21 protein-coding genes are annotated in these 24,984 nt (G+C 38.7%); all 21 read right to left on the bottom strand.

The window, feature by feature from the left end:
• Positions 1-65: 65 nt before the first annotated feature.
• The 21 genes from QL886_RS12545 to QL886_RS12445 all read right to left on the bottom strand — a co-directional run bounded on the left by QL886_RS12545 (position 66) and on the right by QL886_RS12445 (position 24,829).
• On the bottom strand, positions 66-1,829 hold the full coding sequence (locus QL886_RS12545) for an ABC transporter permease subunit (RefSeq protein WP_290178992.1): 1,764 nt from the start codon (positions 1,827-1,829) through the stop codon (positions 66-68).
• Positions 1,826-3,124, bottom strand: a complete 1,299-nt coding sequence (locus QL886_RS12540; RefSeq protein ID WP_290178991.1) for an ABC transporter substrate-binding protein — start codon at positions 3,122-3,124, stop codon at positions 1,826-1,828. The genes QL886_RS12545 and QL886_RS12540 overlap by 4 nt, the downstream gene beginning before the upstream one ends.
• A 196-nt stretch (positions 3,125-3,320) precedes the next feature.
• A complete protein-coding gene (locus QL886_RS12535; protein ID WP_290178990.1) occupies positions 3,321-5,369 on the bottom strand; it encodes a bifunctional TVP38/TMEM64 family protein/FAD-dependent oxidoreductase in 2,049 nt (682 codons plus the stop codon).
• 362 nt (positions 5,370-5,731) lie between these two features.
• Positions 5,732-6,136 (bottom strand): hypothetical protein, encoded by a 405-nt coding sequence (locus QL886_RS12530; protein WP_290178989.1) that lies wholly within the window; start codon positions 6,134-6,136, stop codon positions 5,732-5,734.
• A 439-nt stretch (positions 6,137-6,575) separates the two neighbouring features.
• Positions 6,576-7,934 carry a capsule assembly Wzi family protein gene (locus QL886_RS12525; protein ID WP_290178988.1) on the bottom strand — a complete coding sequence of 453 codons (1,359 nt, stop codon included), beginning with the start codon at positions 7,932-7,934 and terminating at the stop codon, positions 6,576-6,578.
• Positions 7,935-8,107: 173 nt separating this feature from the next.
• Positions 8,108-8,932 carry a sugar transferase gene (locus QL886_RS12520; RefSeq protein WP_290178987.1) on the bottom strand — a complete coding sequence of 275 codons (825 nt, stop codon included), beginning with the start codon at positions 8,930-8,932 and terminating at the stop codon, positions 8,108-8,110.
• Between the two features lie 563 nt (positions 8,933-9,495).
• On the bottom strand, positions 9,496-10,656 hold the full coding sequence (locus QL886_RS12515) for a glycosyltransferase family 4 protein (RefSeq protein WP_290178986.1): 1,161 nt from the start codon (positions 10,654-10,656) through the stop codon (positions 9,496-9,498).
• Positions 10,657-10,709: 53 nt separating this feature from the next.
• The gene (locus QL886_RS12510) at positions 10,710-11,897 is read right to left on the bottom strand and encodes a hypothetical protein (RefSeq protein WP_290178985.1); all 1,188 of its coding nucleotides are present in this window, start codon (positions 11,895-11,897) and stop codon (positions 10,710-10,712) included.
• A gap of 46 nt (positions 11,898-11,943) precedes the next feature.
• A complete protein-coding gene (locus QL886_RS12505; protein WP_290178984.1) occupies positions 11,944-13,050 on the bottom strand; it encodes a glycosyltransferase in 1,107 nt (368 codons plus the stop codon).
• 80 nt (positions 13,051-13,130) lie between these two features.
• A complete protein-coding gene (locus tag QL886_RS12500; protein ID WP_290178983.1) occupies positions 13,131-14,204 on the bottom strand; it encodes a glycosyltransferase family 4 protein in 1,074 nt (357 codons plus the stop codon).
• A 51-nt stretch (positions 14,205-14,255) separates the two neighbouring features.
• Entirely contained in the window at positions 14,256-15,713 is a 1,458-nt protein-coding gene (locus tag QL886_RS12495; protein WP_290178982.1) for a capsular biosynthesis protein, read from the bottom strand.
• A gap of 298 nt (positions 15,714-16,011) precedes the next feature.
• Positions 16,012-17,064 carry a pseudaminic acid synthase gene (gene pseI, locus QL886_RS12490; RefSeq protein WP_290178981.1) on the bottom strand — a complete coding sequence of 351 codons (1,053 nt, stop codon included), beginning with the start codon at positions 17,062-17,064 and terminating at the stop codon, positions 16,012-16,014.
• On the bottom strand, positions 17,061-17,585 hold the full coding sequence (pseH, locus tag QL886_RS12485) for a UDP-4-amino-4,6-dideoxy-N-acetyl-beta-L-altrosamine N-acetyltransferase (RefSeq protein ID WP_290178980.1): 525 nt from the start codon (positions 17,583-17,585) through the stop codon (positions 17,061-17,063). Before pseH ends, pseI begins: the two co-directional genes overlap by 4 nt.
• Positions 17,575-18,675, bottom strand: coding sequence for a UDP-2,4-diacetamido-2,4,6-trideoxy-beta-L-altropyranose hydrolase (gene pseG / locus QL886_RS12480; protein WP_290178978.1), 1,101 nt, complete (start codon positions 18,673-18,675; stop codon positions 17,575-17,577). Before pseG ends, pseH begins: the two co-directional genes overlap by 11 nt.
• Positions 18,672-19,358 (bottom strand): pseudaminic acid cytidylyltransferase, encoded by a 687-nt coding sequence (pseF, locus tag QL886_RS12475; RefSeq protein ID WP_290178977.1) that lies wholly within the window; start codon positions 19,356-19,358, stop codon positions 18,672-18,674. Before pseF ends, pseG begins: the two co-directional genes overlap by 4 nt.
• Positions 19,355-20,512, bottom strand: a complete 1,158-nt coding sequence (pseC, locus tag QL886_RS12470; protein ID WP_290178975.1) for a UDP-4-amino-4,6-dideoxy-N-acetyl-beta-L-altrosamine transaminase — start codon at positions 20,510-20,512, stop codon at positions 19,355-19,357. Before pseC ends, pseF begins: the two co-directional genes overlap by 4 nt.
• Positions 20,513-21,511 carry a UDP-N-acetylglucosamine 4,6-dehydratase (inverting) gene (pseB, locus tag QL886_RS12465; RefSeq protein ID WP_290178974.1) on the bottom strand — a complete coding sequence of 333 codons (999 nt, stop codon included), beginning with the start codon at positions 21,509-21,511 and terminating at the stop codon, positions 20,513-20,515.
• A 19-nt stretch (positions 21,512-21,530) separates the two neighbouring features.
• The gene (locus tag QL886_RS12460; protein WP_290178972.1) at positions 21,531-22,757 is read right to left on the bottom strand and encodes a hypothetical protein; all 1,227 of its coding nucleotides are present in this window, start codon (positions 22,755-22,757) and stop codon (positions 21,531-21,533) included.
• 175 nt (positions 22,758-22,932) lie between these two features.
• Positions 22,933-23,598, bottom strand: coding sequence for an HAD-IA family hydrolase (locus QL886_RS12455; RefSeq protein WP_290178970.1), 666 nt, complete (start codon positions 23,596-23,598; stop codon positions 22,933-22,935).
• On the bottom strand, positions 23,595-24,287 hold the full coding sequence (locus tag QL886_RS12450) for an acylneuraminate cytidylyltransferase family protein (RefSeq protein ID WP_290178968.1): 693 nt from the start codon (positions 24,285-24,287) through the stop codon (positions 23,595-23,597). The genes QL886_RS12455 and QL886_RS12450 overlap by 4 nt, the downstream gene beginning before the upstream one ends.
• Positions 24,284-24,829 (bottom strand): hypothetical protein, encoded by a 546-nt coding sequence (locus tag QL886_RS12445; protein ID WP_290178967.1) that lies wholly within the window; start codon positions 24,827-24,829, stop codon positions 24,284-24,286. Before QL886_RS12445 ends, QL886_RS12450 begins: the two co-directional genes overlap by 4 nt.
• Between the last annotated feature and the right edge of the window lie 155 nt (positions 24,830-24,984).

Below are 24,984 nucleotides of genomic sequence, written 5' to 3'. Positions count from 1 at the left end.
TTGTGTTTTTCACGACTAATTATTTTAATGTTTGATAACGTTTGCTTTTGTTTATGACCAGCCTGCTACCGAGCACCACTTCTAAAAAAGTACTTGGGTAGCATCCAAGCTAATATAAAACCGATGAGCGGTAGCGCCATTTGCATAATCGCATAAACAGCACTGGTACGCCGACTGGCACCATTTGCCAGTGTCACCGCTTCTGTTGTGATAGTGGCAATACGTCCGCCACCCGCCAATAGAGTTGGCAAATACTGACCAAAGCTGATTGCTAGACCGAGAGCAATGGCAATCAAAATAGGAGCAAATAGCTGCGGCAGCTTTATCTGAAAGAATACCTTGATAGGAGCAGCGCCAAGGCTAGCGGCCACATGAGCGAAACGTGAGTCTAAGCGTCGATAGCTACTGGCCAATGATAAAAACACGTACGGTAGCACGAATAAAAGATGGGCAAATGCCACATTAAAAAATTCTGATTGATGATTGGCCAACTGCTGCAACCATACCAAGCCAAACAAGAAAGCAATACTTGGCACCAAGAGCGGTAAGTAAATAATAAAACTAGTGAAGTGTGACAATGGCTTAGCACTCAGTTGCTCAGCTTCCAAGCATAGCAAAGTCAGAAAAACAGCAAAGGCAGTACTGACGGCCCCAATGCTAAGCGTATTGACCAATGGTGTGCTCATTTGGGTAAAGGCACTTTGAAAGTGTAATAATACGAATTGCTCTGGTAGCATCGCTGGAAACCGCCAAAATCCTGCAAATGCCCATAATACAAGGCCAGCGAGTGACATGAGCATAAAGCCAATCACACCTACGGTAAGTATGGCGGTGACTTTTTGCCAGATAGTATCTGCATAATGACGTTTGCCATTGACTGACGAAACACTAAATATTGCCTTGATCGTTTTTTCGCCGCCTAGCCAAAAGGCGACTAAACCTGCTGTCAATACGAGTTGTAATAATGCGCCTGCTGATGCCTTGATACGCAATGTCAGGTCAACATCGTTAAACCATTGTATGATAGAGACAGCAAGCGTTGGTGGTGTGTTAGGGCCCAATATCAACGGCATCTCAACGCTCGCACTGGCATAGGCCAATACGGCCAAAATCGGTAAACGTAAAAAAGGATATAATAGGGGCAAGACCGCCTTAAAGAAAGCAGTAATTGGGTAATAACCAAGATTGAGCGCGACGGTATACTGTTGGCGCAATTTTTTACCAAGCTCAGGTTGAGCCAGCGCGCCCAGTGCCATTAATAATAAAAAAGGCAGCTCTTTTAAGGTTAAACCCAAGATGATGCTGATACCGTATGGGTCATGCGGAAACATACCATCGGGTGCCATCTCCCAACCAGTTAGCCACGGGGAGATGAGCCGTGCAAACATACCTGACGGCGCAATCAAAAACCCAACGGCAATGGCTGCAGCTGCATGAGGAATGACCAAGATGGGGCTTAATAAATGCTCAATACGCTGCAACCAAACACTGTTAAAGAACGCGGCCAATATCATCAGGGCAATGACAAAAGCGAGTAGGGTGCTGATAAGTCCTGTAGCCAGACTTAACGCAGCCATTTGCGTGATGCCAGGCGTTTGCCACAGGTCTATAAACCCTTGCAGATTCAAGGTTGTTTTTTCTAGGGCAGGAAGCCAGCTCAGAGCAGGCAACAGTACACAGATGAGGCCACAGAGTACCGGTAATATTAGTATGAGAATTAAGAGTTTGGGGCTAAAAGACACGATACGCGTAAACAGGTCTTTTTTCTCAAGCGTAATAGGCTTAGGTTTATCACCTTTTTTCGTTATTTTGTCAAAACCTTGGCTCATGGACTCACCCCATAACGTGCTTGCCAGCCTTGCTGGATGGCCTCTACCCAACTTGGATGCGGCTCGCTTACCGTGCGTTTGACACTATCAAAGGGCAGGGCACTTGGATGGGGCTGTTTGGTTTTGAATAATGCTTGTTGTGCAGGGCTAAGTGTAGATTGGACCAGTACGCTTTTGTCACCCCATACCGAAGGGGTTTGTTTTTTTGCTTGGGCTTCTGGGCTCATCAAAAAGTTGGCTACTAATTGTGCCGCCTGAGGATGGCTAGCGTTATAAGGGATAGCGACAAAATGAGTATTGCTTAAGCTGCCGTCACTCATGGCATAGCTGCGAATGCTTTCGGGTAAGTCATAACGCTGCACGGCCGCAGGAACCTCTGGTGCCGAAAAGGTAAAGGCGAGACTCAGCTCCGTATCATCGACCAAGCGCCGCATCTGCGCACCTGTCTGTACGAACTGCTCGCCATTACGCCATAAGGTTGGATGAAAGCCATCTAAAAACGCCCATAGCGGATCTAATACGAGCGCGGTGTTTTCTTCAGTGGCAGGCAAGTTAAGCTGTGCGCTAGTGTTTTTACCCGTTTGAGCGTCTTGTTGCTCATGCAGCATGACTAAGACATATTTTAAGAAACTCATACCCAAAAAATCAGGCGGTTTGGGATAGCTAAAGCGGCCAGGGTTTTGTGCTGTCCAAGCGGTTAACTCAGTTAGGGTTGTTGGCGGTTTACTGGTCGATAGGCTGTCGTAATAGAACGTCAGAGAGGCTTGTCCCCATGGTGCTTCCATGCCGTTGGTCGGCACACCAAAGTCGAAATTTACGGTTGGATTATTCTCTGGGTCAGTCAACGCAAAATTGGGCAGCTTGTTTGCCCATTGTTTAAGTAATAACGAGTTTTCACTCATGGTGGCAAAGTTAGCACCATTAATCCAGACCAAATCAACACTACCTTGATCGTCATTATGGGCGGATTTTTCTGCGAGTACCCGACTGACTGCTTCACTGGTGTCGCTTAATTTGACATGGACTAAGTTGATATCATATTTATCATCGACTTGATCGGCGATCCATTGTAGATAGGCGTTAATCTGTGGGTCACCGCCCCATGCATAAAAGTAAACGTCTTGATTGCTGCCTTGGGCTTCTATCTGCTGCCAAGGTGATAAGTCTTGGTTAATATTGGCAGTAGTTGGCGATGCTGTGCTTGCTGATATACCAATACAAATGCTCATCACCATAGCGTAGGTGCTATATCGCGTAAGACGTTTGAGCATCGGTAAAGTGGTAATAACGCGCATTCAAGTTTCCGTTATGATTTAAATGTTAGTAAAGCCGGTAAAGATTTCATAGCCTGCCATGTCAAACCAAACAGATACCACAAAATCTAAACCAGCTTTATTGGAGTCTTTTAGAACTTTGCTTCTAATTGCATCATTTAATGACGTTGATCAGCAAACTGCCCTTAATTAACTGATATTAACTAACTATCATTAATTAACCGCGACGCCAAGTATGGTATTTCTCTAACCAGCTTAATACGGTCTCAGGCGCATGAGCACGTTTCCACTCACCAGCGGCATATTTGTTGCCTTCTGCCCAAGTAGGGTAGCTATGAATGGTGCCCAATATTTTATTGAGACCCAGACCATGTTTCATGGCCAGTACAAACTCAGCGATTAGGTCGCCTGCATGTTCAGACACCACCGTAACGCCAAGTATTTTGTCTTTACCTTTTGGCGTGATGACTTTGATAAAGCCTTTAGCCGCGCTATCTGTAATGGCACGATCCAGCTCTTCAAACTCAAAACGAGTAATCTCGTAATCGATGCCTTTATCAATGGCTTCTTGCTCATTAATACCGACACGAGCAACTTCTGGGTCGATAAACGTAACCCAAGGAATGACGCGATAATCTACCTTAAACTTCTTCAAATTGCCAAATAAGCCATTGACTGCGGCGTACCAACCCTGATGGGCAGCGACATGAGTAAACTGGTATGGGCCAACGATATCACCTGCAGCAAAAATATTAGGATATAACGTCTCGAGATATTCGTTGGTTACGATAGTACGATTGGTTTCGATACCTAATGCCTCTAAACCATAACCTTCAAGACGTGCGCTACGACCAACGGCACAAAGTAGCTCATCATACTCGATATCGATTTCTGTTTCATTGTGTTTGACGATAATGTATTTTTTGCCATCACGCATCTCGCAGCGCATGGCTTGATGCGAAGTCAAAATATTGACACCGCTATCAGTGAGCGACTGGTGAGCAAAGGCAGAGACTTCGAGGTCTTCTTTGCCCATGATTCGATCGCTCATCTCAATTTGCGTCACATTAGAACCCAAGCGCGCAAAGCTTTGAGCAAGCTCGCTACCGATTGGTCCGCCACCCAGTACTACTAGCTTTTTCGGGGCTTCTTCTAGCTCAGCAAACTTCGTCCATAGCGTGTCACTGGTCACGTAGCCTGTTTCTTCTATACCTGGTAGAGGTGGTACAAATGGACGGGCGCCAGTGGCAATGACGATGGTGCGCGCTGTTAGGGTCTGCATGCCGCCGTCATTTAGCTGGATTTCTACTGTCCACGGGTCAATCAATTTGGCATAGCCTTTGACCACATCGACGCCCAGATTGGTATAACGTTCAACGCTGTCGTGCGGTGCGATATCAGCCACTACTTGCTGTACGCGTGCCATCACTTTTTTGAATGAAAACTGCGGTACAGTGTTCTCTAGACCGTAGTTTTCACCATGGCGAATCTGATCAGCGATTTTTGCGCTCTTAATGATGGCTTTACTAGGTACACAACCATAATTAAGACAATCCCCGCCCATCTCACCTGCTTCAATCAGTGTGACTTTTGCTTTTACCGCTGCGGCAATGTAGCTTGTAACCAATCCACCAGCGCCTGCGCCAATCACAATCATATTGCGATCGAACTTCTTAGGTTTGGTATGGCCTTTATAAACACGGCGTTTTTTAAACATGTTCAACACTCCTTTTGCTATTAATGGGAAGAAACCTAATAACGCAAACGAGACAATTAAGTTGAAAGATAAAATACCCGATAAGCTGTCTATCTGTGCCAGCTGTGTCCCTGCATTGACGAAGACAAACGTTCCAGCCAGCATACCGATTTGACTGACCCAGTAGTAAGTCCATGTTTTAATAGACGTTACACCCATCAATAGGTTAATCAAAAAGAATGGAAATATGGGTACCAGACGTAAGGTAAATAAATAAAATCCACCTTCTTTTTCGACGCCTGCATCAATAGCTGCCAACCGCTCAGGAAAGCGCTGTTTGATGGTGTCACGCAGTAAATATCGCGATGCCAAGAAGGCAATGGTAGCACCAATACTCGATGCAAATGAGGCAACGAGTAAGCCTTGAACCAAACCAAATAGCGCACCAGCGGCTAGCGTTAAAATCGCAGCGCCTGGTAAGGAGAGGGCAGTGACGACGACATATAATAAGAAAAACCCACCGATAATCAATAGCGGTGACTGCGCTTTGTATTCATTAAATTGCGCCATCGACCCTTTTAAGCCATCAAGCGTCAATAATTGATTTAGGTCAAAGTAAAAAAAGCTTGCCGCTAATATCAATATTAATAGTATTAAAAATATTCTTTTAATCATGAAAAGTCCGGCCAAATAAGGGAGCGAAGGCTAAAATCGTAGTTATTACTCAAACTGTAGAATACTCATCATCTGAATAACTAAACTTAAGTAACAATACCTAAGTAACTATAGTTGAGTAACGTGGCAATCAAATCGAATTGTCTGAATCGCCTAACTACGATAAAAAATTTAAGTCGGCAGTCTTAATAGTATATAAATTATGTCTTGCTGTCTGATATTTATGCTACTTAAGCAATAAGCACTGCCGCTGACATTTATACTGGAGACGTATTTTTACCCAATGTTAGGGTGTCATAGTCTCTCATTAAGAACAGCGCCAAACAGGCTGCCAGCATTGGCCATGCAGCAAAGAACAGCAAGTTATCAAAAGGTGTTAGGTAAAGACCAAAAGATGCAAAAGTAGAAGCGGCGTGTAGTAATAAAATGATGCCGTATGTCCATTTTTTGAATAAACCTATGACAAACGAGAAGATAAGAATAATTTGCAAGCTACCAATCAGGTAAACAATAGTGATGCCTAAATTTTCTAAAGCGTAGAATTTAGCAAATACATTGGCGGCATGCTCAGGATTTACGAATTTGTCGAGTGTCCAAAAGAAGAACACGATGAAAACACCAAGGCGAAGAAACAATAGTGAGAGTGGCAAATGTTTTGGCATGAATTATCTCTTTTTGAGAAAAAGTAAAAGTGAATTGGAACAAATTAAGCAAATAAAACGGGCACGATGGCACCGAACTATCAGGTAACAAACATAGGTAAAATATGAACAATGTTGAGTGATTACTCAAAAATAAACAAAGTATTACCACAAAATGTATTAAAAACGCATTGTAGTAGTTATTGAATAACTGTTCAAGTTGATTATATCCATATTCTGGCAATTATAGGTTTGAGTTACTTTCTTTAACCAAACCAGCAATGTTAGGTTAAAGAAGCCCGATTCATGTACCTTTGATTGAGTCTGTCGACACATTTAACGTTTATTTTGCGCTATAAAGATTTGCCTAACCTGTATAAATGCAAAAAGCCCTTTATAGAACGTAAATTCTATAAAGGGCTTCTAACTGGCGTCTTTTTATTAAACTATAATTTTCACACTAGAAATTAGTAAATTCAAGACCAACACCAGCACCTACATCAGTTGACTGTTTGTTCGAATCTAGCGCCCAGACTCGACTAGAAATGAGCGTTTTTGGATTCATTTGATGCTCCCAAGCTATATCAGCTACTTTCAAAGTTTCTGGCTCAGGAAAAGCTTGGTTGTCACTCTCATTCGATTGATTAACCTTAGCGTATTGTAGCTTAGTAGAGATAAAGTTTTGGTTATCTACCCAAAGCTTACCACCAAGCGCTACACTTTCGGCGTCACCACCCAATCCATATCCTAGCGGATAGCCATGCTGATAATAACCATCTGTATAGAGAAAGTGATCATAAGATATGCCGCGTGCTTCACCGCTAGAACGAGTATCGGTATATTCAGCATATAATTGATAAGGCAGAGTATTTATACTTGAAGCATAGTCTATACCTGCTAAATACATGTTTTTGGCAGGTAAGCCACCAGCTTCATCTTCACCGATATACTGTGCATAAATACCAGTCGGTACACCTACTAGTGGCATTAAGTTAACGCGAGCATCAAACCCTCCTAGTTGGTTGGCAGGATCTTGATCAGTATTACCAGAAGTAGTATCGTTATCTCTTGTTCCTAACAGAGCATCACCAAATGAGCTAAAGCTCTCAGGTCGTCCTTCTCCTCCCCACATAAAAGTACGAGAAGCTCCAATTTCTAACCAAGGCCATGGACTAGCAGTAAGACGCGCACCAAAAATTTTAGCATCTGGTACTGCTTCATAATCGTCCAACTGGCCTGCAAATAATTGATACTGCCAAGGACCTACCCAAGATAAATAGGGAGAGGTTGGTACATTTTGCTCATCACGCTGTAGAGTCAAACCTACGATAGGAAGACTTGCATCTCCCCGAATCAGGCTACCATCATGTCCAGGGCCCCACCAAGTTGGAATTTGTCCAGCTATTAGCCATTGATTAGCAAATTTACCTGCTATATAAGAGCCTTCAAAACTCACATCGTCATCATTTATTAGGTCATCATCTTTAAGGTTGGCCTGTAGATTGAGTTCCCAATCTTCCTCACTAATACCAGCTTGTACACTAGCCTGTACTGTAGACATTTTATTATCAGCAAAAGTTTGTGGTAAGCGCTGTCTATCAGTTTGAGCGTATAGACCAACTTGTGCGTTAACAAGCGATCTGGGTTTTTGCCCTAATGTAAGCTGTATTGACTGTATTATCTGCTGTTGTTCTGAAGTTTTTACTTTAGCTAGACTAAGTACGCGCTTGATTTCATTTGCAGTTAATGGCCATGTACTAGTACTTATTTGAATGACACCTTGTGAGTTCAACCAGTTCAGTTCTGATTTTAGGCTCATATCGTTGACGTATATGTTTTGAGCAGTAGCGTATGTACTTACTATGCCGAAACTCAATAAAATGCTTATTACTTTTAAATTATGTAAGCGGTGGTAGGGCAGTTGTTTTGTCATAGTAGTTTACTCATAATCTATAGTGTTAGCGAAACAGATGATTAATTAATTTCATGGCCTCACCGTGAACCGAAACCTGTAAGCGTGGTATGAATGGTTCTAAAGAAAATTAGCAAATCCAATGTAAATGATATGTGCTTTATATAATAAAAGTCATATTCGATTTTTAATTTAGTTTCTTCGGCACCAGTCGCATATCCTTGATTGACTTGAGCCCAACCAGATATGCCAGGTTTTACAATATGACGATAATTAAAGAAGGGAACTTGCTGTTCAAGTTTGAGGGCAAAATCAATAAACTCAGCCCTAGGACCAATCAAGCTCATCTCACCTTTGAGGACATTAATAAACTGAGGAAGCTCATCAATTCTCGTTCTACGGAGAAAATGACCAACTTTGGTAATACGGTCATCGTTATCAACGGTCAGGACTTCTTTAGCTTTCTCACGCATGCTACGAAATTTATAGACTTTGATACTCTTACCTCGATGACCAACGCGTAACTGGGTATAAAAAACCTTACCATTGTCTTCGAGTTTTATTGCTATCGCAGTGAATAGAAAAATGACGAGAGTCATTGGTAATAGCGCTAAGATAATCAGAAAGTCAAAACAGTATTTGACCATCATATAGTTCTCACAAGGTAGCAATGAGCCGAGCTCGTTTTCATACATGTGGTTGATTTTAACTCTACCAGTGAGTGATTCACGAATATGACGATGATGGTATACCGGAATGCCTTGCAAAGTCTGATGAGCGATGAACTCTTGCCAATCATCAGTCAAATCGTAACTATGAAGATCCGTTACTATGCCATTTACATGCTGACCTAAGTTGGTTGTATCTAGCTTTAACCAATCTGCAGAAGGCACTTGTTCTGGCATATTTATCGCTCTACCCACTGGAATATAAGCAAGAGTTTGAACGGTATAACGACGGTTGATTATATTAATAATGAAAAGATAGCTCAGTAAGCATATGCCGCTGATGCAATAATAAATCAAAGAAAAAGAATACTTGGTCAATTCGGCAGGCACAAAAACTAAAGCAAACCAAAAAATAAATACAGGCAGAATGTATGAACTCGAATTAATACCTGGAAACTGACGTATCAAGTTCAGAGTAAATAAAGTTAACGAAGTAAGCATACCACTTATGAGAATATTAAACGTGCTTGTCGTATTGAACCCTTGGTCTAAATAGCTCCAATCCAAGAACAAGTATGGGATCCAAGTGCATAGTAATAGTCCGAGGAGTAGCTGAACAGGTAAAAACTTTAAAGACGCAAATATTCTTTTATTGAACATAAATGAATTCTTATTCATAGAGTGCTAAAAACAGTGAAAAACTCGACAAGTATAACTTATTATATAAATAAAGAAACTGTAATTATTCAGTAACTTAAATCAAATACTGACGAGTAATTTTAAGGAAAATGAGAGTAAGTCTAACTTGAATGGTTTAAATCTACCAAACCCATTTCTTCCGTCATGAAAGCGTTCACTTTATGAACATCGTAAATATGTTCGGTTAATTTGCGAGACTCTTGCCCCATAACAGTGATCAATTCAGGATTTACAATAAACTTTTCCATAGCAGACGATAATTCATTCACTGTTTTGATGGGTACCAAATAACCATTAAGACCTTCAGTCACTGTCTCACGACAGCCTGGCGCGTCTGTAGTAATGATAGGTCGTCCCATAGCCATCGCCTCTAATACTGAGCGTGATGTTCCTTCTCGATATGATGGCAGTATATAGACCGAGCTGGCAGCAATAGCAGGTCTAACGTCGTCAAGTTTGCCCCAGTAGGTGACAATGTCCTCTGCTATCCATTCATCTAGCTGCGTCTGCTCAATGGCAGCTGGGTTTTCATCTATCCATCCCACTAAATGAAACTGGGCTGAAGGATACTGCTGTTTTATGATTTTAGCAGCCTCAATATACTCGAGAATACCTTTATCCTTAAGAAGCCTAGCGATAAGTAAAAAAGAAGTTATGATATTTCCGGTTTCATCTCTAGGGAAGGGAAGCACATTAAAGTCGGCCACATCTACTCCTGAGCCATTGACTACCACAGCAGGTATACTAGATTTTAGTATCTGAAGTTTTTTAAATAGGTTTAAGTCGTCAGGATTTTGAAAAAATACTTTAGTCGATCTAGATAACGCCTGCTGATATAGACCATGTACCAACTTTTGAAATCCACTGCGTTTACCAGACTCTTCAACTTCTTGAAAAGTATAGCCAAGGCCAGACAATAAGATAAAACGATTAGGTACTTTGGCAAGCCATGCTGCTAGCGTGCCATATATGATAGGTTTTATAGTGTAAGAAAGCATATAATCAGGCTGTATATCACATAGTAATCGATAGGTGACTATCAGTGTTTTCATATCAGCGATAGGGTTTGTTCCCGTACGCTGCATAGGTACAGCATGTACAGCATACCCTAAGTCAAGCAGTGTATTATGATCTTCGGTATGTGACCCTAGATCTGGCGCTAATACATGTACCTCGTAACCTAACTTAGCTATCGCTTCTAATAGCTTACCTCGAAAGTTCAACACATGAGGTAAGTAGTTTGCACATATTAAAAATTTCATAGTATTACACAAGATAGTAGAATATTAATAGAATAGGTATATATCTATTCAGCCTAGTGCTTTAATGCTTTTGTATTAGGTTGAGTGTTCTTTTGAATTGTTTTCTTACTACGAAGTTGAGTGATATTACAATCAGCACATACAAATAAAACATACATAACAACGAAACCATAGCGATACCTTACCGCTGTGCCATAGTTTGCCACAACTAGTCCGTATACAGACATCGATAAGGCTAAAAACAATAGCCAAAAAGCCAGTCTGTCTGGGCTTTTTCTCCAAGCTTGACGAGTGATTAAGAAGAGAATACCTAAAACAGCTAAATTTTCGAATGACTGTATGAATTGCAGTGCACTAGCTGCCTCCCAAGGTAGAGGTTTAGATAAAAAATAAAAACCAGAGGTCAGACCCTGAAGAACGAAATCACCTGCTCCTGATATCAGTTTAATGTCATTCGGGTCCCCACCATCCTCGACAAACATTGCGACCCTGAATGTATTGACCAATGGTAGCGCAATAGGAGCAGAAGCTATTAACGAGATTAAACCAATAATGCCAATTATAAGCGCCTTAGTTAAACCCATTCCTTTCTTTGCAACATTGAATACAAAGTAAAGCAAGACTACTGGGCCGACGATGTAAAAATTTTGGAATTTGATCAAATAGATCGGTACCATGCAAATAATACTTTTGAATATTTTGGATTCTCTCGCATATACTACTGCTAAAATCATGAAAAATAGTATCAAGGTCTCTCTAAGACTTAGTGCTGTATATAACGCCATACTTGGAAATAATAAGTAAAACCAAAGAGAAACCTTGGTAAAAATATTCTTTGCATATAATATAAAAAACAAAACAATATAAATAAAAGTATTATAGAACCCTAAGCTTATAGGTGATACAGGTGTCGGAAATGGCATGGCTGAAAAAAAGGCACTGGCTTGGAGTACGTTTTCACCACTTGCAAACGCTTCAACTACACCCAGCTGACCATCTCTAATAGCATTGACACCGCGCCAATACTTCAACTGATCAGGCATATACGTTACTTTAAACAGTACATCATTTAAGATAAATGGTAAAAAGCAGTGTAAACCTAATACAGTTTGATAGTTACGTGGAGCTTGAAACTTGTATCCAAGAATAAATATAGATAGCAAGCATATAAAGAGGCTAGGCAGGTCGAATAGTCTAGTACCTATATAACCATAACTATAAATCCAACTAAGGTCTGACATTTGGTTATCTCTATATTTTGTTGTTAGCTTCACATTTCTGAATTTATTATATTGACTTTTTTGAAAGTATTGAGTTATATAAGTTTATATGCAAATCCGCTGCTTTATTTATGGAGTACTGCTCAGCACTATTAATAGCATTTTGAGACCACTGCTCTATTAATGATTTACTAATTATGACCTTCGAAATTTCATTAGCAAGTGCTTGAGGATTAGATAGAGGTACTACTACCCCGTTTTTGCTACGATCTATGATTTCTGAGCATCCACCCGCATTAGTTACGATACAAGGTAAACCTGATATGGCTGCTTCTGTTAATGCGATAGGAAGTCCCTCCCAATCTGAACTCATAACAAATAAATCTGCATCGTACAAAAATTGAGGAATATTACTAGTTACACCGATGAAACGCACAGTATTTTGTAAGTTATGTTTCTCAATATAACTTAATAATTCATCTTTATAATTTTTTTCTCCCTCTCCAGCAATCAATACTATTATTTGGTCTCTTATTTCTTTATCTAATAAAGTCAATGCATTAAGCATATTTAGATAGTTTTTTTGAGGGTGTAAAGCTCCAACCATTGCTACATTAATTATATTAGTACTAATACTACTTAAAGTTCTTGTACGGGAGTATCCTTCAAATTTATCTAGTGAAACAGCATTAAATATAGTATTAACCTTCTTACCTGTATATTTGCTAAGTGCTGTTGCACATATATCAGATATACCTACATATTCATTTACTAATATGTTGAATATTTTATAGGTAGTTTCCCCCCATCTTTGTGTAATGTTGTGATGAGTATAAACAACAGGAACTTGCGATAAAGCCGAAAATACAATGCCATAAGCAAGATGAGTATGTACAATATCTATCTTATTATTTTTAATATATGTTTTAAGTCTTAATGCACCTAGCCATGGTTTTTTTCGTGTTTCGTTGCCAATTATATATGTACTTACACCAGCAAACTGCAAGTCTTCTAAAAAAACTCTCTCGTATTCTGTATCTCGCCCTGTATCAGTAGCGGCGCTTAGAAATGCTACATGTAAATTATGCTGCTGCGATAAATGTTTTGATAGATCTTTAACATAAACCTCAGCACCCCCTGATGCAGGCGATGATATAACATGAAGTATGTTCATATGAAAGTCCTAAAATTTAACTAATAAATATAATCATTACTATAGCGTATCGTTATAACGCACGAAGGTAGTACTATAAGTTATTCAAAGCTTTCAAGTAAATTAACCCATTGACTCATTATGACTTCAGGCTGATAAAGCTTAGCCTTTTCCTTACTCTTTATACTAATAATTTTTCGCCTTTCATCATCTTGCATTAAATCTATTAACGATAATGCAAGTTCGCTAATATCATTAGGCGGAACTAAAATAGAGCCTGTATCTTCCAAGATCTCTGCTGGGCCAACTTCACAATCAAAGCTTACGATAGGTAAACCAAAAGCTAACGCTTCAATTAGGACCATGCCGAAACCTTCAAATCGAGAGCTTAAGCAGAATATCTCAGCTTCTTTGTAATATTTACTAACATCGTTAGTACTATCTACTAACTCCACACTGTTAGTTAACTCATATTGTTCAATAAACTCAGCTAGCTTTTGCCTATCAATACCTTCACCAACTATTTTCAACTTCCAGTCTGACATAAGTTTATTTATTTCAAACCACGATTCAAGTAATAAATCAAATCCTTTTTGATGCGTTAGTCGTCCAATAGCCAATACTATTTTCGTATTGTTTTCTTTAGTGTTCTCTTGAACAGGAAACGGGCAAGGGTTGGCTATTGCTGTTATTTGTGAGTTATGACGCGTACCTTTTAACCAGTACTGCTTATCTCTTTCAGTTAAAGTAACGACTGAATCGCAGTATCGCGCTGCTAGTTGGCGAGCTATGCGTCTTCCTTTTTTTCCTAAATCGGTATTGAAGTTAAAATGCTCCCAACATATATGGTTTATTGGCAAACCTAAAGTAGCGGGTAAGGTAAACAAGACAGACATCGTCTCTACTACAATCAGAGTGTCAATACGCTCTTCCTTTAGCAATTTCCTTATTTTATAAATAATATTAGGTGTGCGATATAAAGCACGGCCTGGAGTATTAAATAATGAAACTATCTTAATACCTTTATTTATAGGAAAGAAAGGCTTATCACCACATGAAATACTGGCTAAAACTATTTCATAACCTTCCTTTGATAGTCCATTAGCAAGCATAGAGCCTACACGCTCAGTACCACCAGTATTATTAAATTTTCCACCTAGTATTAATATTTTCAACCTATGCACCTTATCGTTAGTACTATGTGTCAGTTTATACAGTAAAATAATTTATACTTTAGTTTTACGAACGTCTTTAATCTTATATAAGATATTATCAGCGATGTCAGAAAAGTACTCTTGCTTCCAAAGATCTGGCTTACCAATTAATAGTTGACCTTCGAAAGTATAACGATGATAAGCTATGATGAATTTACTAATCTCCTCATCGGAATAAGACTTGCGTTTTTGATTTATTGTACTCCTTAGTTCTGAAAAACTATTTAATCTAATCACATTAGGGAAGTTTTCATAAAAGACACGACCTAGTAAATATACAGGTTTGTTCATTAAAACTGCTTCATAACCAACAGTGCTGGTTACCGTAATTACCCCATGAGAATGACTAACAAGTTTTTTGACGTTGTAATCGAAGTGTATTAGACGTACACCTGGTAAAGCGCTTATTTTTTTATAGAAATCTTTATTTTGGATGCCACGAGCACTTATGTGGTCTTTAACGTACAAATAACTTCCCACCGGAAGGTTGTTATGGATACTAATAATATTATTGAGCTCATTAGTATAATCAGGTGCTAGAACTGAGGTAGATGCCTCTGGATGATAATGAGTAGGATAGACATAAAAATTTTCTTTATTAGTTTCGATCAATTCATCTACTTCATCCATAGGTAGATAATATTTATTACTCTGAGTCTCATTAAGCATTTTTCTCCAATTGAGCTTGTACATAGCCATTAGATTCTCAATAGGACGTGCTGATTGATAGTTATAATAAGCATTAGTTTTTAGTGAGACTTGAAATATTTTTTGTGCTGTTAAAATTTTTCTGTAACTAATTAAATTAGATAAGCTTATTTTTTTAGCGATTATATTGTTTTTCATATAGTCAGGCTGTGTATCAAAAAACTTTTCCTTATAATCTTTGTACCATTTTTCTTCATCCTCTGTTAGCTTTACATTTTCAATATTTGAAACGATGGCGTCAGACTCTGAATGGATCGATGTTTGTATCTCATAACGATTTGGCAACCTAGACCCGATTAGTCCAATATATGTACAATCTAGTACGTCACCTACTGTGTATGCCATATAAGCAAATGAATTGGAAACATTCTCATATAGAACAACATCAATACTATGATCAGTTATGATAGAAGTAAAAAAACTTTCCAAACCATTTAAGACAGCAGACCAATATACTTTATCGTTACTAAGGTTGTAGTTATGGCAAAAAAAACGATCAAAATCTGAAAAAAGCACATCCCCCCATGTTTCATTCATTGCGATAGGTTGATCTTTTAAACTATCAAAATTTTTCTTTAGATAGCGGTCAAAGAAAAATGTGTTCTGTGAGTCATCGATGTAATCTAATGGCTCTACGATAGTTGATTTTTGTGCATTCACAGCAAAATAGACGCTGTGACCTTTCTCCTCAATTTTTTTGGCAATTTCTGCGTAAAAGTATTTATATTTAGGTGCACCATTGACCAATACAAGGAAATTCATATTTTTTGGACTCGTAAATTATTAGGATAATTACTATAAATATATCAGGTAGATATTTATTTAATTCTTATGGAAAATACTATCTAAACTAGAATGAAATAAGTTGATAACAAGCGTACGAATTGCAAGTTCATTTCAAATATTAATTATCAGTTATATTTTTTCTACTTTGGGGAATAAATACTATCAATATTCCTACTAATATAGTATGTATAACTAAGCTTCGTAGTTATTGCGTGTTACCACTCACTCTTATATTCGTCAATAGATATTTTGAAATTGAAATTTTTTTATTAATCTACATAAATAAGTCATGACTAACTGAGGTGTTTTTAACGATAACCTTTTTAGCTATTTTACCAACAACCTCATCCAAAAATTTCGGAGCCAATCCAAATCCAGGACGCACACTGCGTACTGCATCTTCAGTGATAACATCCCCAGCTTTCAAGTCTTTTACAAAATATAGCGAACGACGAAACTGCGCATTACCCTGCTCACTAGCTTTACGCCCGTAATCTACTTGACCAAGCGCTGCCCAAGCAGTCTTACTATCGCGGCAAAGAGCTGTTAAATCTGTAGGTTCTAAAGAGAAGCTATCATCAGGACCACCAGCATTGCGATCGAGCGTAAAGTGCTTTTCAATAATCGATGCACCTAATACTACTGAGGCGATAGCGGTCGTATTATCCAAAGTATGATCTGATAAGCCTGTGACTAAGCCAAAACGCTCTATCATGTTAGGAATTGTACGTAGATTATAATCCTCGCTAGGCGCAGGATAACCACTCACACAATGCAAAATAGCCAACTCTTTACAGCCACCGGATCTAGCAGCATCGATAGCTTCTTGAATCTCTTCAGCATCAGCCATACCAGTAGATATAATCATAGGCTTGCCCGTGCTTGCCACATATTTAATCAAGGGTAAATCGACCGCTTCGAAGGAAGCAATCTTGTAAGCAGGAGCATTTAAGTCCTCTAATAGATCCACCGCTGTATTATCAAACGGTGAGCTAAAGATAGTAATATCTAATTCGCGCGCATAATCAAATAGGGGTTTATGCCAGTCCCAAGGTAGATGCGCTTTTTCATATAGCTCATATAACGACTGTCCATCCCATAGACCACCACGAATCATAAACTCTTCATTCTGACTGTCTAAAGTAATCGTATCTGCTTTATAAGTTTGTAACTTTACCGCATCTGCACCACAAAGCTTAGCTTGCTTAATGATTTCTAGTGCGGTTCCCATAGAGCCATTATGGTTTGCCGATAACTCTGCAATAATATATGGAGGGTAATCTAAGCCAATTTTTCTGTCAGCTATCGATATAGTATGATTGTTCATAATTTATTCTCACTTATTTTCCATTCATTTGCTAACAAACCAAAGTGAGCGACATCGTTGTATGATTGCCCATCAAAGTGTTGGTCTCTTAATAGCCCTTCTTGAGTAAAACCAAGACTGGTATGAAACTTAGCTGAAGGTACATTGTAGGATAATGCTTGACCGCATATTTTGTGTAATTTTATGACTTTAAAAGCGTAGTTTAAAACTGTAATGCCAAGCATTTTACCTGTACCCTTCTCAGAGTCTGGTGCAACGTAAAACCCCCAATCAGCAATATTACTGTTCTTAATTTTATTAATGTTAATAAAGCCAGTTGGTATATTATTAATTTCAAAAATGAGTAAGTAGCGCTCAGGGCTATTGCTAGCTTTCTTATACCAATTGATATGCTCATCTAAAGTAATTTTATGCTGAGTATACATGTAGTGACGTATCTCAGAGTGATTACGCCATTCTAAAACTTGCTCAAGATCAGATGCTAGCATGCTACGTACACGACAATTCAAATTATTGGACATATTGATTCACCATATTTTTTACAACTAAGGTTGAGCCATAACCGTTAAGAATATCAGAAGCGCTATGGCTCATATTTACTAAAGCAGGCTCTTGAGAAACAAAATACTCTATCGATTTCTGTATGGCAGATTTCAAATTTAGATCTACCTCAATCGAAAAAACAGCGTTTGCTTGCTCTAAGTTATGCGCTATAGTTTTTTGGTTTTCAGCTAAAACCAGCATAATCGTTGGTAGTCCTAAACAGCAGCGTTCCCACGAAGTAGATCCAGCCGCACCTATAGCTAAGTCACTATTTGACATTATCTCGGCTATATTGCTTACGCCAGTTTTAATCTCAGTTTGCCATCGCATTAGGCTTGCTTGATCTTTGACACTTTTTATCCAAGGCGCTGTTGAGCCCATAATTACTGTTATTTTGCAGTGTTCAGGCAAAGCGCTTTCTTGCAGTCCTTTAAGTATTTCTGTCGTCACATTATCTTTATCGACTCCGCCTAAATTGATAAGCAGATGGTCTAAGCAACCAGTTTTGCGACGATCAAGACTATACTCGCGCCACTGTGCAAACTCTGGTCGTAATAGTGCATACTTAGAGCCACACAATACCTGACAATGCTCTGGAACCCACTCCAAATAATTTTTTACATCCCGACCAAATGTCTGATCAAGTAAAATATCACAATCATGAGAGCGATCTGCTAAGTCATCGATCACCATAATTTTCTGACAGTATGAGCGCATAGCGCTTTCCCAAAATATATCTAGAGCATAGTGATCAACGATTAACCAATCAGGCTGTAATGTTTGCAGTATCTTGCCGCAGTGCTTAGCATCCTCTTTTTGAGTAGCACCCAACCAACTGGCATGCTCCAGAACATCTTCATCTGATCCTTGTGCTTGGTCTATATAAGGTAATCCGTACGACTGATAACCCCGCTGCGCAATAACCTCAAGCAAATGCCCTGCATGCTCACGACAGATAAAATGACTCTCTACACCTTCTGATCTCAAGGCATCAGCTAAGGTGAGACAACGCATGACATGTCCAGTACCTATCTGTATTGACGCGTCACAGCGAAAGACTGCTTTCATACTTGCATAGCCTTAAATAACCATTCAGCCCTATCCCAATCCTCAAAGGTATCTATATCTTGTACTCGATGTCTGGGTAAAATAACTGGGGTAGAATCAGGTCCGAAGATTATTTTTTCAGATAACCATGCCTCTGCTTTACCCCAGTAAAACTGACCTGCGTCATGCCAAGCTTCTTCCAAATCTTGTGAGCGAGTATTAAAATTATTTGAATCAAACATCTCAATTCCTAATTGAGAAGAGATTTTTATCGCTCTTTGAATAGGAAAAGCATAGCTAGTGACCGTAAAAGCATAATCAGCATCTTGTTCGATAATTTGCTGAAGACCTTGCTGTAGATATTTAGGCGTCACAAAAGGAGCAGTAGCATATAAACAGCATACCAGCTGTGGATCAACGCCTTGCTGCATACACCATTCAACTGCATGACGTACGACAGGAATCGTACCAGTATAGTCATTAGATAATTCAGCTGGTCTGATGAATGGCACTTCCGCTCCATAGCGTCTAGCCACTTCAGCAATCTCTGTATCATCTGTCGAAACGATGACTTTATCAAAGCAACCAGACTGCAGCGCAGCCTCAATAGAATATGCAATCATCGGCTTACCGCAAAACTCTTTGATATTCTTTCGAGGTATACGCTTACTACCACCACGCGCTGGAATGACAGCAATTTTCATATCAATAGCTCTTTTAACTTAGTAACGACCTCATTTTGCTGCTCTTCAGTCATAGCAGGAAACATCGGAATACTAATGGCTTCTTTATAATACTGTTCTGCTTGAGGAAACTGACCAACTTCAAAGCCCAAGTCTTGATAATAAGGCTGCATATGAACAGGAATATAGTGCAAGTTAACCAAAATACCTGCAGCGCGCATTCCTTCAAAAACCTCAAGGTGGGTTTTATCGATCTTATCCAATTGCAAGCGAATCACATATAAATGTAGACCTGAATAGCTATCATTATGCTGCCAAGGTAAAGTAATTGGTAAATCTCTTAACAATTCATTATAGCGCTGTGCTAACTCATGACGCTTGGTAACAAAGCTATCTAATCGTTGCATCTGAGACACGCCTAATGCTGCTTGTAAGTCCGTCATTCTATAATTCAGACCTAAATCAATCTGTTCATAGTACCAAGGACCATCAGCGGTTTTAGTCATCAAACTAGCGTCACGAGTGATACCATGACTACGTAATAGCTCTAGCTTTATGGCTAGCTCCGAGCTATTGGTCATTGCCATTCCGCCTTCAGCGGTCGTCACTATCTTGACCGGATGAAAGCTAAATACGGTAATGTCACTATAGCGACAACTCCCAATAGATTCGCCTTTATATCTACCGCCAATAGCATGAGAGGCATCTTCGATAATTTTGAAACCGTACTTCTTAGATAAATTATGGATCGCTTCCATATCACAAGGCTGACCACTGAAATGTACAGGCACTACTATTTTGGGGAGCTTGCCAGACTTTTCAGCGCGTATCAGCTTTTCTTCAAGCTCTTTTGCACACATATTATAAGTCTGAGAATCGATATCGACGAAATCGACTTTCGCCCCACAATACAATCCACAGTTTGCTGAAGCGACAAAGGTATTAGGCGTCGTCCAGAGCCAATCACCTTCTCCTAAGCCCAGTGCAAGACAAGCGATATGTAGGGCAGAGGTTGCACTATTGACCGCCACTGCGTAATGAGCGCCACAGATACTCATTACCGCTTGCTCGAATGCAGGAACTTGAGGTCCTTGAGTCAAAAATTCTGATTTTAAGACATTAATGACAGCATCGATATCTTGTTGGTTTATATCTTGACGACCGTAAGGAATCACCTAAATACTCCCGATTTTTTCGCGGTTTATGTCAATCCACTCTTGCAGATCAGCATCACTCATCCATTCTGGATTGTTATCGCTTGAATACACAAAATCCTCAGGCACTCGCTTGCCATCTTTGATACGTGCTGGATCGGTTGCCCACTTATTAATAGTAGGTAGGATCTTAAAGTGCTCTGGATACTCATAAGTGTAGTAGGCATCTTCAGCACTAATCATCTGCTCATGTAACTTTTCGCCTGGACGGATGCCTATGACTTCCTGTTTGGCATCTGGAGCAACTACGCGAGCTAAATCAGTCATTTTCATTGATGGGATCTTTTTGACATAGATTTCACCGCCAACCATATCCTCGAATGCATGCCAAACTAAATCGACACCGTCTTCTAGTGAGATCATAAAGCGAGTCATTCGATCATCAGTAATAGGTAATACGCCACTGTCTTTTATGGACATAAAAAATGGAATGACTGAACCACGAGAGCCCATAACATTGCCATAGCGTACTACTGAAAATGTAGAACCATGCTCACCAGAATAAGAGTTAGCTGCGACAAAAAGTTTATCAGATGCAAGTTTAGTAGCACCATATAAGTTGATTGGACTACTGGCTTTATCGGTAGATAGTGCAACTACACCCTTTACGCCTTTATCAATACAAGCATCAATTAGGTTCATAGCACCGTTGATATTGGTTTTTATACACTCAAAGGGGTTATATTCTGCAGTCGGTACGATCTTGGTAGCAGCAGCATGTACGACATAATCCACACCATCTAATGCACGATATAAACGTTCTTTATCACGAACATCACCGATAAAAAAACGTACACGATCGTCGCCTACAAACTTCTTTGCCATCTCCCATTGTTTCATCTCATCACGTGAAAAAATAATGATTTTTTTTGGATTATATTTGGCAAGTGTCATTGGAACAAAAGTATTACCAAAAGAGCCAGTACCACCGGTAATAAGAATGATTTTATTTTCTAGCATAATTAAAAAACCTTATAGATTAATGATTGTGAATCTCTTTAAGCTTGCTACTAATAACCTCATTAGCACGAGAAGGGAAGTTACTATATAATATTTTTTGTTGGGAGGCGGACATATGAGCTAGCTTCAAGCCATCAGAGACAATATTAACAATCTCTTCTAGGTTTTGTTCTTGTTTATAAATACCTAAAGAAGGCAGTTCGTGGGTAACAACTTCCGTGTCTTTACTCGCAAAGTGAAACGGCAAAGTCACATTAAATTCAGATAATTTCTTATAAGGAGAAAAGTCTATTACAGGTACACCCTTCGCTAATACATATATTCCTGCAGTGCTAAAAAGCGTTAGACAAACTCGCAAGGATGTATCAAAATCTGAAAGACTGCCCTTAAACTCTTCTATATGATCATATTTACTCTGTATGTCTCGCCATCTTTCCAAGCTCTCATCTCTTGGATGATGTTTTATGAGGGCTTTAAACCCGAGATGTGATAGGTTTTCTAATAACTTATCAAATAATACCAAAGCATCCTCAAAATTGTATCCGTATTGCTCCATCCAGTTCCTAGTTAATATAAGAACATTTTTAGATTCACTATCGAACAAAGGGTTGTCTATTGCATCTGATAGCGCCGGAGGACCTGAAACAAAGAGTTCTTTTTCATACACCTCCTTGGCATAAAGAGAGCGTTTAGTGTTTTCCAACCAAAGATCACATTTAATTTTGAAAGGTGGTACTCTATTTTCATTTTTGGGTTGTATCCCTACAGCATGAGGATAAACAATAACGTTGGCTTTTTTATTAATATTTAGATAATAGGATAACGCCAATGAAGATTTTATGTTGTAATCTCTAAATATAACATCAAACACTTCTTTTTCATTAGATTGATTAGGATTCTTCAAAAAAAAATATGGTCTTAAAAGAAAGTGAAAAAAATCATTACGTTTTTTATCAGTAGGAAAAATACGGCTAAGCTTACTTCTACCAGAATAAATATAGCTAAGCTTATTTACAACTTTATAAATAAAAATATCGAATGGGTCAAAAATTTCATCACCATTAATAAGGTTACTACTATCAAAACCATATTTTTCTAAGATACAAGATTTTTCTTCATAATCCCTACCCAGTCTGTCTAAATAAAAATAAAATTCTGCCCCTTTTTTGGATTCATATTTGATGAAAGGAGAAATCCAGTCGAGCTCTCCTTCTGAATTTTCTATAAAAACCAAGTACTTTTTCATATATTTATATCCTAGAAGTCATGATAAGCAGCAACAAATATTTTATACATAAGTATTAAGAATTCTAGATAACAGTTTATTCTCGAAAAAACATTCACAGCACTAATTTATCAGATAGCTTTGACTTGAGAACTAAGGGTCACTAGATATCTAATACACCATATAAAATACATATCTAACTACTTAATTTATTAAGACTTGCCAAACTTGTTATATCAAAAATCTTGCACCAGTCTCTATAATCTTTAACTTCCGTCCAGTCGCTTAAGAAAATAAAGTCAAGTCCAGCAATATTTGCCGCCTGATAGTCATATTTGCTATCACCTAAGAATAAGGCCGACTGCTGAATATTACCATTATTTATTTCACGCTCAAGTATTTGACTTTTATTATCAGGACTGCCGAATATTCCTCCATCAAAATACTTGTCTAACCCTCTCTCATTAAAAACATGACGCAGTTCAGCTTGGTCACCACCAGAAACTATCAGCCATTTAGCGTTAGATGTTTTGCTACGTAACTTTTCAAGTCCTTCTGCCACTTCACAGGATAATAGTCCATCTAATATTATTTTGGCGTAACCTTCTAATAATTTCTCTAAGCTTGGCCCAGACACACCATTGGCTGTGCCAGGAACTATTTCATTTAAAAAATACTCAAATTTCTTATAGCGTGATATACCACCATTTGCTACATGGTATTTGACCAATGCTTGTGCCGCTAGATCACCATAAGCTAAAGCTGCTTGATAAAAAGCTTTAGTTTTAATTTTATTGGAGTTTAGTATTACTCCATCACAGTCGAAAACAAAAGTCTGATAGTCTAATAAGCATTTTTTCACAAGCTAACTACCCCTTTTTCCACCATACATTCAGCAATAACAAAGTCTTCTGGCCAATCTATATCATGACTAATGATTTTATTTAATTTGTATAAATATGGATTACTGCCAATTCGATCATCATTTTTTATATATACTTCACTAGACGCCAGAAAAACAGCACTATTTACTTCGTTGACGGGTCTAATTGTTTGAGTTCTTGGCCATTTCTCTAAACTTCTGTCATAGTTTAGTGATTTTCCATCTTGCCATAAAAAACTATAAATTTCAGTTACTGTCATTAAAGAATCATAGCCATCTCTTTTTTTATTCCTATAGCAGCTGATAATTTCATCATAGTGCTTATTCGTAACAAAAGGAGAGGTAACATGTGTCCATAAAATATTACCTTGTGGGATCAAATGTAACGCATGCTTCACTAACTGATCTGTACTGGTCTGACTCGATGATAATTGTTCATTCCTTTTATGAACTCTTAGTTTTTCTATTTTAAGCGTGTTAGCATACTCTAAAATATCAAGATCATTAGTCGAAAGTACAATCTCATCAATTCCTTCTACCTTATCAAGCTGTTTTAGCTTGATTTCAATCAGACCAAAATTATAATTACAAAAGGGCTTAATATTTTTATGTGGTACTCGCTCACTGCCAGCTCTACATGGCAGAAAAGCTGTTATCTTTCCTGTCATTTGACTACTCCGTAAACGCTTTGAATATTCACATCATAACGAGAAGGTAAAATTGCAATCAGTGGAATTGTATTACCGTTATTGGTGTATGTCTTTACGACTTTATTCATCTCAAAATTGCGTGGGTCTTCACCTTCATAGCCATCAAAACCAGCTAATAGTAATCTCTTAGCTTTACCACTCGTAGCTATTGCGAAGGCATAAGCCATTACCAAGGATGTGGGCGTAATACAGTAAGTTTCATTGAACTCAAAAGTATCAGTCTGCACGTTCAAACCAAAGTCTAGAACCTCTTTATTTGCTAATGCTTGCTGTACATCTTCCGGTAACATTGAATAGGGTGTGATTAACGGTTGAGGTAATTTAGTATGAGCCTCACAATCTGCTAACAAACGTACTGGATGGCAAGCCACACGTAAATCAATAAGTGCAGCATCGATCTCACTCTGAGTATTCAACGCTAGCACTAAGGGTTTTTCCTTACGAATATAACGCTCTAGTGCAGTACGATGCTTAGCAACACCTGGTCCTGTGCCTAGCAATAAGATATCCCGATCAACAAATAGCTTACTTGGTGACCATGTACCTTGCGGCTTACCATGATAGAAATGACGAGCAGCATCTAAAGTATTAAGGCTAAATTGACCCCTGCCGTCAATCCCGTAGAATTAAACTTGGGAGATTTTAGTTACGCAGC

Origin of the sequence: Psychrobacter sp. APC 3281, from assembly GCF_030407815.1 — a bacterium.
Taxonomy (GTDB): Bacteria; Pseudomonadota; Gammaproteobacteria; order Pseudomonadales; family Moraxellaceae; genus Psychrobacter.
This window is presented reverse-complemented; position numbering and strand designations above follow the sequence as displayed.

Bases quoted from the DNA above. Each gene is read 5' to 3' on its own strand.
- QL886_RS12545 (WP_290178992.1), bottom strand. From the start codon at position 1,829: ATGAGCCAAGGTTTTGACAAAATAACGAAAAAAGGTGATAAACCTAAG.
- QL886_RS12540 (WP_290178991.1), bottom strand. From the start codon at position 3,124: ATGCGCGTTATTACCACTTTACCGATGCTCAAACGTCTTACGCGATAT.
- QL886_RS12535 (WP_290178990.1), bottom strand. From the start codon at position 5,369: ATGGCGCAATTTAATGAATACAAAGCGCAGTCACCGCTATTGATTATC.
- QL886_RS12530 (WP_290178989.1), bottom strand. From the start codon at position 6,136: ATGCCAAAACATTTGCCACTCTCACTATTGTTTCTTCGCCTTGGTGTT.
- QL886_RS12525 (WP_290178988.1), bottom strand. From the start codon at position 7,934: ATGAGCCTAAAATCAGAACTGAACTGGTTGAACTCACAAGGTGTCATT.
- QL886_RS12520 (WP_290178987.1), bottom strand. From the start codon at position 8,932: ATGCCAGAACAAGTGCCTTCTGCAGATTGGTTAAAGCTAGATACAACC.
- QL886_RS12515 (WP_290178986.1), bottom strand. From the start codon at position 10,656: ATGAAATTTTTAATATGTGCAAACTACTTACCTCATGTGTTGAACTTT.
- QL886_RS12510 (WP_290178985.1), bottom strand. From the start codon at position 11,897: ATGTCAGACCTTAGTTGGATTTATAGTTATGGTTATATAGGTACTAGA.
- QL886_RS12505 (WP_290178984.1), bottom strand. From the start codon at position 13,050: ATGAACATACTTCATGTTATATCATCGCCTGCATCAGGGGGTGCTGAG.
- QL886_RS12495 (WP_290178982.1), bottom strand. From the start codon at position 15,713: ATGAATTTCCTTGTATTGGTCAATGGTGCACCTAAATATAAATACTTT.
- pseI (WP_290178981.1), bottom strand. From the start codon at position 17,064: ATGAACAATCATACTATATCGATAGCTGACAGAAAAATTGGCTTAGAT.
- pseH (WP_290178980.1), bottom strand. From the start codon at position 17,585: ATGTCCAATAATTTGAATTGTCGTGTACGTAGCATGCTAGCATCTGAT.
- pseG (WP_290178978.1), bottom strand. From the start codon at position 18,675: ATGAAAGCAGTCTTTCGCTGTGACGCGTCAATACAGATAGGTACTGGA.
- pseF (WP_290178977.1), bottom strand. From the start codon at position 19,358: ATGAAAATTGCTGTCATTCCAGCGCGTGGTGGTAGTAAGCGTATACCT.
- pseB (WP_290178974.1), bottom strand. From the start codon at position 21,511: ATGCTAGAAAATAAAATCATTCTTATTACCGGTGGTACTGGCTCTTTT.
- QL886_RS12460 (WP_290178972.1), bottom strand. From the start codon at position 22,757: ATGAAAAAGTACTTGGTTTTTATAGAAAATTCAGAAGGAGAGCTCGAC.
- QL886_RS12450 (WP_290178968.1), bottom strand. From the start codon at position 24,287: ATGACAGGAAAGATAACAGCTTTTCTGCCATGTAGAGCTGGCAGTGAG.